This window comes from Mesorhizobium sp. J428 (assembly GCF_024699925.1).
Lineage (GTDB): Bacteria > Pseudomonadota > Alphaproteobacteria > Rhizobiales > Rhizobiaceae > Mesorhizobium_A.
Genome location: NZ_JAJOMX010000001.1, coordinates 3,915,819 through 3,929,308 on the forward strand (window position 1 = coordinate 3,915,819; position 13,490 = coordinate 3,929,308).

At 65.6% G+C, this 13,490-nt stretch carries 8 protein-coding genes and 2 pseudogenes; 7 read left to right on the forward strand and 3 right to left on the reverse strand.

What is annotated here, in order from left to right; genetic code table 11:
- Positions 1-328: 328 nt before the first annotated feature.
- The 7 genes and pseudogenes from LRS09_RS19655 to LRS09_RS19685 all read left to right on the forward strand — a co-directional run bounded on the left by LRS09_RS19655 (position 329) and on the right by LRS09_RS19685 (position 11,438).
- A pseudogene (locus LRS09_RS19655) lies at positions 329-1,412 on the forward strand (ABC transporter permease).
- Entirely contained in the window at positions 1,412-2,194 is a 783-nt protein-coding gene (locus LRS09_RS19660) for an ATP-binding cassette domain-containing protein (protein WP_257808563.1), read from the forward strand. The pseudogene LRS09_RS19655 and the gene LRS09_RS19660 overlap by 1 nt, the downstream one beginning before the upstream one ends.
- A gap of 144 nt (positions 2,195-2,338) precedes the next feature.
- Complete coding sequence (locus tag LRS09_RS19665; RefSeq protein ID WP_257808564.1) at positions 2,339-4,807, forward strand: glycogen/starch/alpha-glucan phosphorylase; 2,469 nt, start codon at positions 2,339-2,341, stop codon at positions 4,805-4,807.
- Between the two features lie 53 nt (positions 4,808-4,860).
- The gene (gene glgB, locus LRS09_RS19670) at positions 4,861-7,074 is read left to right on the forward strand and encodes a 1,4-alpha-glucan branching protein GlgB (protein ID WP_257808565.1); all 2,214 of its coding nucleotides are present in this window, start codon (positions 4,861-4,863) and stop codon (positions 7,072-7,074) included.
- Between the two features lie 19 nt (positions 7,075-7,093).
- Positions 7,094-8,357 (forward strand): annotated as a pseudogene (gene glgC / locus LRS09_RS19675) (glucose-1-phosphate adenylyltransferase).
- Positions 8,358-8,365: 8 nt separating this feature from the next.
- Entirely contained in the window at positions 8,366-9,805 is a 1,440-nt protein-coding gene (glgA, locus tag LRS09_RS19680) for a glycogen synthase GlgA (protein WP_257808566.1), read from the forward strand.
- A gap of 4 nt (positions 9,806-9,809) precedes the next feature.
- Positions 9,810-11,438, forward strand: coding sequence for an alpha-D-glucose phosphate-specific phosphoglucomutase (locus LRS09_RS19685; RefSeq protein WP_257808567.1), 1,629 nt, complete (start codon positions 9,810-9,812; stop codon positions 11,436-11,438).
- Positions 11,439-11,507: 69 nt separating this feature from the next.
- Here LRS09_RS19685 and LRS09_RS19690 read toward each other — a convergent pair whose 3' ends face one another.
- From LRS09_RS19690 to LRS09_RS19700, 3 genes are all read right to left on the reverse strand, one after another.
- The gene (locus LRS09_RS19690) at positions 11,508-12,155 is read right to left on the reverse strand and encodes a glutathione S-transferase family protein (RefSeq protein ID WP_257808568.1); all 648 of its coding nucleotides are present in this window, start codon (positions 12,153-12,155) and stop codon (positions 11,508-11,510) included.
- 102 nt (positions 12,156-12,257) lie between these two features.
- Positions 12,258-12,704 carry an SRPBCC family protein gene (locus LRS09_RS19695; RefSeq protein ID WP_257808569.1) on the reverse strand — a complete coding sequence of 149 codons (447 nt, stop codon included), beginning with the start codon at positions 12,702-12,704 and terminating at the stop codon, positions 12,258-12,260.
- Between the two features lie 4 nt (positions 12,705-12,708).
- A complete protein-coding gene (locus tag LRS09_RS19700) occupies positions 12,709-13,323 on the reverse strand; it encodes a TetR/AcrR family transcriptional regulator (protein ID WP_257808570.1) in 615 nt (204 codons plus the stop codon).
- Positions 13,324-13,490 lie beyond the last annotated feature (167 nt).

The following is a 13,490-nucleotide window of genomic DNA, read 5'->3' on the forward strand; positions in this document are numbered from 1 at the left end:
TGGCACGGCGAAAGGGTTCGAACGCCCGGGAGCTGCCGCAGGCAGCGGGACCCGGGCCGGGCGACGGTGGAGCGTGCAGCCCCCTCATCCGGCCGCTTTGCGGCCACCTGAGCCGGGGCGAGCCAACGGTCTCGCCCGTCCTTCGGACCCCCGAGGGGACAAGGGGCGGCGGGACCCGGACCGGAGACGGTGGAGCTGGCGGATCCTTCATTGCTCTTGATTCCCGCCTTCGCCGGGCGGACCATACTGAAAAGCTCCTTCGGGCGGCGTGGCCGTCCGCAGGAAGCCGATCGCCCGGCTTAGGGGCGGCTTCAGGGAGGAGGCCAAGATGGCCGATACGGTACCGGCTTCACAGCCATCGCAGGAATTCGAGAAGGTGCTGGTCGACAGCTCCAAAGCCGTCGCGTCGTTCGACGGACATGAGAGAGGCCCATTGCAGAAGGCGCAGCACTTCCTGCACGGCAATCCGGCGGCGGTGCCGCTGATCGTGCTGGTGCTGTCGCTGCTGATCTTCGGCGTGATCCTCGGGTCGAAGTTCTTTTCCGCCTTCACCATGACGCTGATCCTCCAGCAGGTGGCGATCGTCGGCATCGTCGGCGCGGCGCAGACGCTGGTGATCCTGACTGCCGGCATCGACCTGTCGGTCGGCGCGATCATGGTGCTGTCGTCGGTCGTGATGGGCCAGTTTGCGTTCCGCTACGGCCTGCCGCCGTCGATCGCGGTGCTGTGCGGCTTCGCGGTCGGCGCGCTGTGCGGCTGGATCAACGGCGTGCTGGTGGCCTACTGGAAGCTGCCGCCCTTCATCGTGACGCTGGGCACCTGGCAGATCGTGCTGGCCGCCAACTTCCTCTATTCAGCCAACGAGACGATCCGCAGCCAGGACATCGAGACGCAGGCGCCGCTGCTGCAGCTCTTCGGGGCGAGCTTCCGGGTCGGCAACGCCGTCTTCACGCTCGGCGTGGTGACGATGGTGCTGCTGGTGCTGCTGCTCTGGGTACATCCTCAACCATACCGCGTACGGCCGGCATCTCTATGCCATCGGCGACGATCCGGACTCGGCGGAACTGGCCGGCGTGCGCGTCAAGCCGATGCTCGTGTCGGTCTACGTGATCTCGGGGCTGATCTGCGCGTTGGCCGGCTGGGCGCTGATCGGGCGGCTAGGTTCGGTGTCGCCGACGGCGGGCCAGTTCGCCAACATCGAATCCATCACGGCGGTGGTGATCGGCGGCATCTCGCTGTTCGGCGGGCGCGGTTCGATCCTCGGCATGCTGTTCGGCGCGCTGATCGTCGGCGTGTTCTCGCTCGGTCTAAGATTGTGGGGCACCGACCCGCAGTGGACCTATCTCCTCATCGGCGTGCTGATCATCGCGGCGGTCGCGATCGACCAGTGGATCAGAAAGGTTGCAGGCTGATGTCCGCGAAACCCATCCTCACAGCGCGCGGCCTCGTGAAGCGCTACGGCCGCGTCACCGCCCTCGACCGGGCCGATTTCGATCTCAATCACGGCGAGATCCTCGCCGTGATCGGCGACAACGGGGCGGGAAAATCCTCGCTCATCAAGGCGATCTCCGGCGCGGTCACGCCCGACGAGGGCGAGATCGAGCTGGACGGGCAGAAGGTGGCGTTCAAGTCACCGATGGAGGCGCGCGCCGCCGGCATTGAGACCGTCTACCAGAACCTGGCGCTTTCGCCGGCGCTTTCGATCGCCGACAATATGTTCCTCGGCCGCGAGATCAGGAAGCCGGGCTTCATGGGGCAATGGCTGCGCATGCTCGACCGTCCGGCGATGGAGAAGCGGGCGCGGGAAAAGCTGTCAGAGCTCGGCCTGATGACGATCCAGAACATCGGCCAGGCAGTGGAGACACTGTCGGGCGGCCAGCGCCAGGGCGTTTCGGTGGCGCGCGCGGCGGCCTTCGGCTCGAAGGTCATCATCATGGATGAGCCGACGGCGGCACTCGGCGTGAAGGAATCGCGCCGCGTGCTGGAACTGATCCTCGACGTGCGCCGGCGCGGCGTGCCGATCGTGCTGATCTCGCACAACATGCCGCATGTCTTCGAGGTGGCCGACCGCATCCACATCCACCGGCTGGGGCGCAGGCTCTGCGTCGTTGATCCGAAGCAGATTTCGATGTCGGACGCGGTGGCGCTGATGACAGGGGCGAAGAAGCCGCCGGAGGATGCGCTGGCGGCCTGACGAGCTTCGGCGCGGAACCTTGCGCGCCGAAGAATACCGTTTGAGTTCCGGATTTTCGCCGCTAGCATGAGGTTCGGGAGGAGTGAAGGAAACCTGGAGCGGCTGGCGGCCGAGGGGTCCGCCGTTTCCGACATGAGGGCGACCATGAACCAGGCGATGACGACAGACCTTCCCAGACCTTCCCTGAAGAGCAGCGATCCGGCGGAACTCGCCGAGGAGGTCCTCAACTGCCTGACCTATCGCCTCGGCAAGAACGCGTCGGTGGCGACCCGGCACGACTGGCTGACGGCCTCGATCCAGGTGGTGCGCGACCGCGTTATCGAGCGCTGGATCGAATCCACCAAGGCCGCCTACGACACCAAGGCCAAGCGGGTCTACTACCTGTCGATGGAGTTCCTGATCGGCCGGCTGATGCGCGACGCCTTCTCCAACATCGGCATGCTTGAGGACATGCGCAAGGCGCTGGCGACGCTCGGCGTCGACATCGAGACGATCGCGGCGCTCGAACCGGACGCAGCGCTCGGCAATGGCGGCCTCGGACGGCTCGCAGCCTGCTTTATGGAGAGCATGGCGACCGTCAACGTTCCCGCGCACGGCTACGGCATCCGCTACGTGCACGGGCTGTTCCGGCAGGAATTCTCCGACGGCTGGCAGGTGGAGCTGCCCGAAACCTGGCTCGACCACGGCAATCCGTGGGAGTTCGAGCGCCGCGAGCGCTCGATCGAGATCGGCTTCGGCGGGACTGTCCAGTCGGTGACCGACGCGAAGGGGCGGCTGGAACGGCATGTCTGGAAACCGAACCACAGCGTGATCGCGGTGGCCTACGACACGCCCGTCGTCGGCTGGCGCGGGGCGCGGGTGAATACTCTGCGCCTCTGGTCGGCGCTGCCGGTCGACCCGATCATGCTCGCCGCCTTCAATGCCGGAGACCATATCGGCGCGCTGCGCGAGAGCAACATGGCCGAGGCGCTGACCCGCGTGCTCTATCCGGCGGATTCGCATATCGAAGGCCAGGAACTGCGGCTGAGGCAGGAGTATTTCTTCTCCGCCGCGTCGCTGCAGGACATCATACACCGGCATCTCGGCCAGTACGGCGAGCTTCTGTCGCTGCCCGACAAAGCCGCGATCCACATGAACGACACGCATCCGGCGATCGCGGTGGCCGAGCTGATGCGGCTGTTGATGGACGTGCACGGCCACGACTTCGACACCGCCTGGGACATTTCCAAGCGCACCTTCGCCTACACCAACCACACGCTTCTGCCCGAGGCGCTGGAAAGCTGGCCGGTGACGGTGTTCGAGCGCATCCTGCCGCGCCACATGCAGATCGTCTATGCGATCAACGCGCAGGTGCTGCACGAGGCCCGCGCCAAGGAAGGCTTCACCGACGCGCACATCCGCTCGATCTCGCTGATCGGCGAGGACGGCGAGCGGCGCGTGCGGATGGGCAACCTGGCCTTTGCGGCCTCGCACTCGATCAACGGCGTGTCGGCGCTGCACACCGACCTGATGAAGCAGACCGTGTTCCACGACCTGCACATGCTGTATCCGGACCGGATCAACAACAAGACCAATGGCATCACGCCGCGCCGCTGGATGATGCAGGCCAATCCCGGCCTCACCTCGCTGGTGCGCGAGGCGATCGGCGACGGCTTCCTCGACGACATCGAGAAGATCGCCGAGCTGGACAAGTTCGCCGACGATGCGGTCTTTCGCGAGAAGTTCGCCGCCGTGAAGCGGGCGAACAAGGAGCGCATGGCGACACTCGCGCATGAGCGGACCGGCGCGTGGATCGATCCGTCGGCCCTGTTCGACATCCAGATCAAGCGCATCCACGAATACAAGCGCCAGCTGCTGAACATCCTGGAGGCGGTGGCGCTCTACGACCAGATCCGCAGCAATCCGGACAAGGACTGGGTGCCGCGCGTCAAACTGTTCGGTGGCAAGGCGGCGCCGAGCTACCACAATGCCAAGCTGATCATAAAGCTCGCCAACGACGTCTCGCGGGCGATCAATGGCGATCCTTCGGTGCGTGGCCTGCTGAAGGTCGTGTTCATGCCGAATTACAACGTCTCGATGGCCGAGGTAATGGTGCCGTCGGCGGATCTCTCCGAGCAGATCTCGACCGCGGGGCTGGAGGCGTCCGGCACCGGCAACATGAAGTTCGCGCTCAACGGCGCGATCACAATCGGCACGCTCGACGGCGCCAATGTCGAGATCAAGGAATGCGTCGGCGACGACAACATCGTCATCTTCGGCCTGACGGCTGAGGAGGTCGCCGAGCGCCGCAAGGGCGGCTACGATCCGCGCGCGATCATCGAGGGCTCTCCCGAACTGTCGCAGGCGCTGTCGGCTATCTCGTCCGGCGTGTTCTCACCGGACGATCCGAACCGCTATCGCGACCTGATCGATGGCCTCTACAGCCACGACTGGTTCATGGTCGCGGCGGATTTCGACGCCTTCTGCAGGGCGCAGCGCGAGGTCGACCACCTCTGGAGGAACAGCCCGCAATGGCTGTCCAAGGCGATCCGCAACACCGCGCGGATGGCGTTCTTCTCGTCCGACCGCACCATCAGGCAATACGCCCGCGAAATCTGGAACGTGCCCGTCTGATCGGAGGAGACGATCCGGGAGCTGCATACCGAGCAAGGGGGGAAGACGAGGGCATGAGGAGGACGACCCCCAAGGCCGCGGCGAAGGCCGCGGACGGACGCGCGTCCGCCGGCGACGTCGATGCCGTCGTCGCCGGAACGCATGGCGATCCGTTCGCGATCCTGGGCGTCCACCCGGCGGGCAAGGGATATGTCGCGCGCTGCTTCATCCCCCACGCAGGCAGCGTCGAGGCGTTCACGCTGGACGGCTTGGCGTGCGGCGTTTTGCAGATGCGCCATGGCGCAGGCTTCTTCGAGGGCGAGGTGAGCCTCAAGGCCCGCCAGCCGCTGAAATACCGGGCGGCCAATGCGGGCGGCGAGTGGTGGATCACCGATCCTTATTCCTTCGGCCCGGTGCTGGGGCCGATGGACGATTACTACATCGCGGAAGGCTCGCATCTCAGGCTCTTCGACAGACTGGGCGCGCATCTGATCGAGCACGAGGGGGCGAACGGCATCAATTTCGCGGTCTGGGCGCCGAACGCGAAGCGCGTCTCAGTCGTCGGCGACTTCAACGACTGGGACGGACGCCGCCATGCGATGCGCCACCGCAAGGATGTCGGCATCTGGGAAGTGTTCGTGCCCGACATTGGCGCGGGCCGGCCCTATAAGTTCGAGATCATTGCTGGAAACGGCAAGGCGGTGCCGCTGAAGGCCGATCCCTTCGCCTTCCGCTCGGAGCTGAGGCCGGCAACGGCCTCGGTGACCGAGAAGCCGCTGGCGCATGAATGGGGCGACCAGGCGCATCGCGACTTCTGGCGCAGCGTCGACATCCGCCGCCAGCCGATCACGACCTACGAGGTGCATGCCGGCTCCTGGCAGCGTCGCGACGACGGCACCTTCCTGTCGTGGGACGAACTCGCCGACCGGCTGATCCCCTATGTCGCCGACATGGGCTTCACCCATATCGAATTCCTGCCGATCACCGAACATCCCTACGATCCGTCATGGGGCTACCAGACGACGGGGCTCTACGCCCCCACCGCGCGCTTCGGCGAGCCGGAAGGCTTCGCCCGCTTCGTCGACGGCGCCCACAGGGCTGGGATCGGCATCATCCTCGACTGGGTGCCGGCGCATTTTCCGACCGACGCGCACGGCCTGTCGCGCTTCGACGGCACCGCGCTCTACGAGCACGCGGACCCGCGCAAGGGCTTCCATCCCGACTGGAACACGGCGATCTACAATTTCGGCCGCCGCGAGGTGAAATCCTACCTCGTCAACAATGCGCTGTTCTGGGCGGAGAAATACCATCTCGACGGGCTGCGGGTCGATGCGGTCGCCTCGATGCTCTACCTCGACTACTCCCGCAAGGAAGGCGAATGGGTGCCGAACGAGTTCGGCGGCCGCGAGAACCTGGAGGCGGTGCGCTTCCTGCAGGACATGAACAAGGCGGTTTACGGCCATCATCCCGGCGTGATGACCATTGCGGAGGAATCGACCTCCTGGCCGAAGGTGTCGCAGCCGGTGCACGAGGGCGGGCTCGGTTTCGGCTTCAAGTGGAACATGGGCTTCATGCACGACACGCTTGCGTATCTGTCGCGCGAGCCTGTGCACCGCAAGCATCACCACGACGAGATCACCTTCGGCCTGCTCTACGCCTTCTCGGAGAATTTCGTCCTGCCGCTCAGCCATGACGAGGTGGTGCACGGCAAGGGGACGCTGCTCAGCAAGATGGCGGGCGACGACTGGCAGAAGTTCGCGACATTGCGCGCCTATTACGGCTTCATGTGGGGCTATCCGGGCAAGAAGCTCCTGTTCATGGGGCAGGAATTCGCGCAGCGCGCCGAATGGAGCGAGGCGAAGGCGCTCGACTGGCAGCTGCTGCAATACGGCCCGCACGAGGGCGTGCGCCAGCTCGTGCGCGACCTGAACCACATCTACCGCTCCAAGCCCGCGCTACACGCGCGCGACTGCGAGCCGGAGGGCTTTGCCTGGCTGGTGGTCGACGACCGGCAGAACTCGGTCTTCGCCTGGCTGCGCTCGGCGCCCGGCGCGAACCCGGTCGCGGTCGTGTCCAACTTCACGCCGGTGCGGCGCGAGAACTATCGCATCCCGCTACCGCGGGCAGGCGAATGGCGCGAGATCGTGAATACCGACGCTGGTTTCTACGGCGGCACGGGCGCGGGGAACTTCGGGCGGGTGATCGCCCTTGAAGGCGGGGGAGGAGCGGGGGCGGAGGTGACCTTGCCGCCGCTGGCCACGCTCATGTTCGAGTTCGTTCCGCAATGACGGACAAGGGGAGGAGTGAATGGTGAACAAACGCCCACAGCCGCTGGCCCGCGATGCCATGGCCTATGTGCTGGCCGGCGGGCGCGGCAGCCGGCTGAAGGAACTGACGGACTATCGCGCCAAGCCCGCCGTTTACTTCGGCGGCAAGACGCGCATCATCGACTTCGCGCTGTCCAACGCGCTCAATTCCGGCATCCGCCGCATTGGCGTGGCGACGGCAGCACAAGGCGCATTCGCTGATCCGCCACCTGCAGCGGGGATGGAACTTCTTCCGCCCGGAGCGCAACGAGAGCTTCGACATCCTGCCCGCCAGCCAGCGCGTGTCGGAGACGCAGTGGTACGAAGGCACGGCCGACGCGGTGTTCCAGAACATCGACATCATCGAGGCCTACGGGCCTGAGTTCATGGTGATCCTGGCCGGCGACCACATCTACAAGATGGACTACGAGCTGATGCTGCGCCAGCACGTCGACATGAACGCCGACGTGACCGTGGGTTGCCTGGAGGTGCCGCGCATGGAGGCGACGGGCTTCGGCGTCATGCATGTCGACGAGAAGGACAAGATCATCGCCTTCGTGGAAAAGCCGGCCGATCCTCCTGGAATTCCAGGCAATCCGGATTTCGCACTGGCCTCGATGGGCATCTACGTCTTCAAGACCAAGTTCCTGATGGACCAGCTGCGGCGCGACTCGGCCGACCCGAATTCGAGCCGCGACTTCGGCAAGGACATCATTCCGTGGATCGTCGCGAACGGGAAGGCGGTGGCGCACCGTTTCGCCAAGTCCTGCGTGCGCTCCAACTATGAGGACGCGCCGTACTGGCGCGATGTCGGCACGATCGACGCCTATTGGGAGGCGAACATCGACCTCACGCATGTGACGCCCGATCTCGACATCTACGACCGCGACTGGCCGGTATGGACCTATGCCGAGATCAAGCCGCCGGCGAAGTTCGTGCACGACCAGGACGGGCGGCGCGGCACCGCGGTGTCGTCGCTGGTGGCGGGCGACTGCATCATCTCGGGGGCGGCGCTGCGCAAGAGCCTGCTCTTCACCGGCGTCCGGGTGAACTCGTTCTCGTCGCTGGAGGAGGCGGTGGTGCTGCCGGACTGCATCATCAGCCGCAATGCAACGCTGAGGAAGGTCGTGATCGACCGCGGCGTGAAAATTCCGGAGGGTCTTTCGGTCGGCTTCGACCCGGAGCTTGACGCGCAGCGTTTCAGGCGCTCGGAAGGCGGCGTATGCCTGATCACGCAGCCGATGATCGATCGGCTGGCCAATTGAGGATGTAGATGCAGGTTCTGTCGGTCGCTTCGGAGGTCTATCCGCTGGTCAAGACGGGCGGCCTCGCCGATGTCGCGGGAGCATTGCCAGCGGCGCTGAAGGCGCATGGCGTGTCGATGCGGACCCTGCTGCCGGCCTATCCGGGCGTGGCGGAGCAGTTGAAGAAACGCAAGGCGGTCGCGACCTTTCCCGACCTGTTCGGCGGCAAGGCGACGGTGTTCGTCGGAGCCGCGGCCGGGCTCGATCTTCTCATCCTCGACGCGCCGCACCTCTACGACCGCAAGGGCGGGGCCTATGGCGACCCACATGGCAACGACTGGGACGACAACTGGCGCCGCTTCGCCGCGCTCGGCAGGGCGGCGGCCGAAATCGCGGCCGGCGCGGTGAAAGACTACCTGCCGGACCTGGTGCATGCGCATGACTGGCAGGCGGCGATGGCGCCGGCCTATATCCGCTTCACCGGCAAGCGACCGGTGCCGACCGTGATGACGGTGCACAACCTCGCCTTCCAGGGCCAGTTTCCCGTCTCGATCTTCGGCGGGCTCGGCCTGCCGGGGGCGGCGCTTTCGCTCGACGGGGTCGAATATTACGGCGGCGTCGGCTTCCTGAAGGCGGGGCTGCAGCTTGCCGATGCGATCACCACGGTGAGCCCCACCTATGCGCTGGAGATCCGCACGCCGGAGTTCGGCATGGGGCTGGACGGGCTGGTGCGCGTGCGCGACCACGTTCTGCACGGCATCGTCAACGGCATCGACACGGAGGTGTGGAACCCCGAGACCGACCCGCATCTGGCGGCGACCTATTCGGCGAGATCGCTCGGCGCACGCGCAAAGAACCGCCGTGCGGTCGAGGAACGCTTCGGCCTTGCGCGCGACGAGGAGCCGATCTTCTGCGTGATCAGCCGGCTGACCTGGCAGAAGGGCATGGACGTGCTCGCCTCCGCGGTCGACGACCTGGTGGGCATGGGCGCGCGGCTGGCGGTGCTGGGCTCCGGCGACAACAGCCTCGAAGGTTCGCTGCTGGCGGCGGCCGCGCGCCATCCCGGCCGGATCGGCGTCGTGATCGGCTACAGCGAGCCGCTGTCGCACCTGATGCAGGGCGGCTGCGACGCGATCCTGGTGCCGTCGCGCTTCGAGCCGTGCGGACTGACCCAGCTCTATGCATTGCGCTACGGCTGCATCCCTGTGGTAGCCCGCACAGGGGGGCTTGCCGACACGATCATCGACGCCAACGAGGCGGCCCTTTCGGCCGGCGTCGCGACGGGGGTGCAGTTCTCGCCGGTGGACGGGGACGCGCTCCGGGTCGCGGTGCGCCGCACGCTGGCGCTTCATCGCGACCGCAAGGCATGGGCAAACATGCAGAAGCAGGGCATGAAGTCCGACGTCTCCTGGACGCATAGCGCGGCGCGCTATGCCGACCTCTATCGCTCCCTCGTTGCCGCAGGATGAACGCATGATCCGCACTGTTGCCACCAAACCCTATGACGACCAGAAGCCTGGCACGTCCGGACTGCGCAAGAAGGTGCCGGTGTTCCAGCAGGAGAACTATGTCCAGAACTTCATCCAGTCGGTGTTCGACAGCCTGGAGGGATTTCAGGGCCAGATGCTGGTGATCGGCGGCGACGGCCGCTACTTCAACCGCGAGGTGATCCAGATTGCGCTGCGCATGGCGGCCGCCAATGGATTCGGCAAGGTGATGGTGGGGCAGGGCGGTATCCTGTCGACCCCGGCCGCCTCCAACATCATCCGCAAATACAAGGCGTTCGGCGGGCTGGTTCTGTCGGCGAGCCACAATCCGGGCGGGCCGCATGAGGATTTCGGCATCAAATACAACGCCTCGAACGGCGGCCCGGCGCCGGAGAAGCTGACCGACAGGATCTATGCGCGCACCAAGGTGATCGACAGCTACAAGATCGCGGAGTTCGCCGACGTCGATATCGACACGGTCGGCACGTTCGAGGCCGGCGGCATGACGATCGAGGTGATCGATCCCGTGGCCGACTATGCCGAACTGATGGAGAGCCTGTTCGACTTCGCGGCGATCAGGGCGATGTTCGCCGGCGGCTTCACCATGGCCTTCGATGCGATGCACGCGGTCACCGGACCCTATGCGGTCGAGATCCTTGAGAAGCGGCTGGGCGCTGCGAAGGGGACGGTGCGCAACTTCGTGCCGCTGCCGGATTTCGGCGGGCACCATCCGGACCCGAATCTGGTGCACGCCAAGGATCTCTACGACCTGATGATGTCGGCCAAGGCGCCCGACTTCGGTGCGGCTTCGGACGGCGACGGCGACCGCAACCTGATCATCGGCCGCGGCATCTTCGTCACGCCGTCGGACTCGCTGGCGTTGCTGGCGGCCAATGCGCGCCATGCGCCGGGTTATGCCGGCGGGCTGAAGGGCATTGCCCGCTCGATGCCGACATCGGGCGCGGCGGACCGGGTGGCGCAGAAGCTCGGCATCGGTATGTACGAGACGCCGACGGGCTGGAAGTTCTTCGGCAACCTGCTCGACGCCGGCATGGCGACGATCTGCGGCGAGGAGAGCGCCGGCACCGGCTCGGACCATGTGCGCGAAAAGGACGGGCTGTGGGCGGTGCTGCTCTGGCTCAACATCCTCGCGGCGCGGAAGGAGCCGGTGAAGGCGATCGTCGAGAAGCATTGGGCGGAGTTCGGCCGCAACTACTATTCCCGCCACGACTACGAGGGCGTGGAGACGGAGAGGGCCAACGCTCTGATCTCCGGCTTGCGGGCGCAGCTGGCATCCTTGCCGGGTAGGAGCGTGCGCGGGCTGACGGTGGAGACCGTGGACGACTTCTCCTACCTTGATCCGGTGGATCATTCGACCTCGAGCAACCAGGGCATCCGCGTGCTCTTCCAGGGCGGCTCGCGCGTGGTGTTCCGCCTCTCCGGCACGGGCACGTCGGGCGCGACCCTGCGCGTCTACATCGAGCGCTACGAGCCCGATGCGGCCAAGCACGGCATCGAGACGCAGGAAGCGCTGGCCGACCTGATCGCGGCGGCCGAGGAGATCGCGGGGATCAAAGCGGCGACCGGCATGGATGTGCCGACTGTGATTACGTGAGCGCGCCGGATCGCGTGCCGGCGCTCTTCGGATGATAACTCCATTCCCTCGGCGAAGTATGCCGGCGGTTCAGCCGACAGGCGGTGCGTTGACCGCGAGCTGCGCGGCGAAGGCCCGGCGGTAGGCGGGCCGGGCTTCACCGCGCGCCACATACGCCGCGAGGTTCCGGAATTCGTCGAGAATGCCGGAGGGTCGCAAGCGCAGGAGAACGGACACCATCAATAGGTCTCCAGCGCTGAATGTCCCGTCAAGCCATTCGGCATCGCCCAGCCGGGCCGAGAGCTGGTTCAGCGGGGCGCGGACACGGTCCTTCACCAGTGGAAGGCGCTCCGCGCTCCACGGCATGTCCCTTTCATGGATCGTTGCATTGGCCAGTTCGAGGATCGGCGGCTCGACGGTGTTGAGCGCGGCGAACATCCAGGTGATCGCGCGAGCACGGGATTCGCGATCCTCGGGCAGCAGGCCTGGGTGCCGCTCGGCAATATGAAGGACGATAGCTCCCGTTTCGAAGAGCGAGAGGGAACCCTCTTCGTAGGTTGGAATCTGACCGAAGGGATGGACGGCCAGATGATCGGGCCGCTTCATGTCGGCGAAGGACACAAGGCGCACCTGATACGGCAAGCCTGCTTCCTCGAGCGCCCAGCGAACACGCGTGTCCCGGGCAAGTCCCTTGCCGCCATCCGGCGACCGTTCGAATGCCGTGATGGTTATCGTCATCTGCGTCTCTCCGGTTTCGGGCTGAGCCGGATTCCTGGCCGGCGCGATCCCGTCTCCGCTTTGATGTGAGGAGACGGGTCGCAGGCTGCGTCAGGCGCCGCTTCACTCGTCCTTGATATCCGGCTCGACCACCTGGGCGAGCTGGAGGAGGGATTCCTGCCAGCCGAGATAGCAGGCGGCTTCGGGGATCATATCGGGCACGCCGGCCTGCTCGATCCTGATGTCGGTGCCGCAGAAGACCTCGGTGAGTTCGATGGTGACGACCATCTCGCCGGGCATGAAATCGCCGTCGAAGCGGTCGGTGTGAACGATCCTCTTGCCGGGCACGAGCTCCTTGTATTCCACGCTGAAGGAATGCGCCTGGCCGGTGGTGAAGTTGCGGAACGACATGTGGTAGCCGCCGCCGACCTTCGCCTCGAAGCGGTCGATCTTGCCGAGGAAGCCGTAGGGCGGCAGCCAGCGGCACAGGGCGTCGGCGTCGACGAAGGCCTTGTAGACCTTTTCCGGCGGGGCCTTGAGGACGCGATGCAGGCGGATGGTGCTGGGCATGACTTTACTCCTTGTCAGTTGCCGCGGGAAAGAGGGTTTCGAGGTAGCGCCGAAGGTGCGCGAGGTTGGCGCGCGCGACGTCGGCGCCCTGCCTGGCCTTGGCCTGGATGAACGAGCCCTGGAGGGCCGCCTGGATGAAGTAGCCGAGGCTTTCGGGCGTCCAGTCGGCGGCGGGCGCGTAGAGCGCCTTGGCCGCGACGATGTCGGCGACGATCTCGTCGATGTGGCCGCTCATGCCACCCTCGGCGGCGGCGAGCAGCGCCGGATGGCTCGCATGCACCTCTTGCACGAGCGTGCCGAGCAGGCAGGAGAAGTCGGTGATCGGCATGTCGAGCAGAGCGATGCGGAGGTCGACATAGCCGAGCAGGCGGTCGAGCGGATCGGAAAGCTGGCGGTAGGGCGCGGTGCGGAAAACTTCGCCGGTGAAGGCGTTCCAGTGGGCGATCGCAGCCAGGAGCAGCTCTTCCTTGCTCTTGAAGTGATGGAAGAAGCTGCCCTTCTTCATGCCGGCGCGGGCGCAGATGTCGTCGACCGACGTGCCGGCATAGCCCTGCTCGCGGATGAGTGCGATCGCGGCATCGATGAATTTCTGGCGGGAGGGATGGATCGCTTCGGTCATGGAACATACCAACTGGTTAGTTGCTAATAAACCAACTGGTTGGTATGTTGTCAAGACAAAGGATCAGAAATTTTGGACCCAGGCGGTGAATGCCTACTGGCTCTCTAATGCGGGCAGCTCACTCCTGATCCATACCCCAAGTGGCTGCTCGTTCGGCGAACGGGCAA

What these genes read in the sequence shown, in the direction of transcription:
- LRS09_RS19660 (WP_257808563.1), top strand. Translation starts at nt 1,412, where the DNA reads ATGTCCGCGAAACCCATCCTCACAGCGCGCGGCCTCGTGAAGCGCTAC.
- LRS09_RS19665 (WP_257808564.1), top strand. Translation starts at nt 2,339, where the DNA reads ATGAACCAGGCGATGACGACAGACCTTCCCAGACCTTCCCTGAAGAGC.
- glgB (WP_257808565.1), top strand. Translation starts at nt 4,861, where the DNA reads ATGAGGAGGACGACCCCCAAGGCCGCGGCGAAGGCCGCGGACGGACGC.
- glgA (WP_257808566.1), top strand. Translation starts at nt 8,366, where the DNA reads ATGCAGGTTCTGTCGGTCGCTTCGGAGGTCTATCCGCTGGTCAAGACG.
- LRS09_RS19685 (WP_257808567.1), top strand. Translation starts at nt 9,810, where the DNA reads ATGATCCGCACTGTTGCCACCAAACCCTATGACGACCAGAAGCCTGGC.
- LRS09_RS19690 (WP_257808568.1), bottom strand. Translation starts at nt 12,155, where the DNA reads ATGACGATAACCATCACGGCATTCGAACGGTCGCCGGATGGCGGCAAG.
- LRS09_RS19695 (WP_257808569.1), bottom strand. Translation starts at nt 12,704, where the DNA reads ATGCCCAGCACCATCCGCCTGCATCGCGTCCTCAAGGCCCCGCCGGAA.
- LRS09_RS19700 (WP_257808570.1), bottom strand. Translation starts at nt 13,323, where the DNA reads ATGACCGAAGCGATCCATCCCTCCCGCCAGAAATTCATCGATGCCGCG.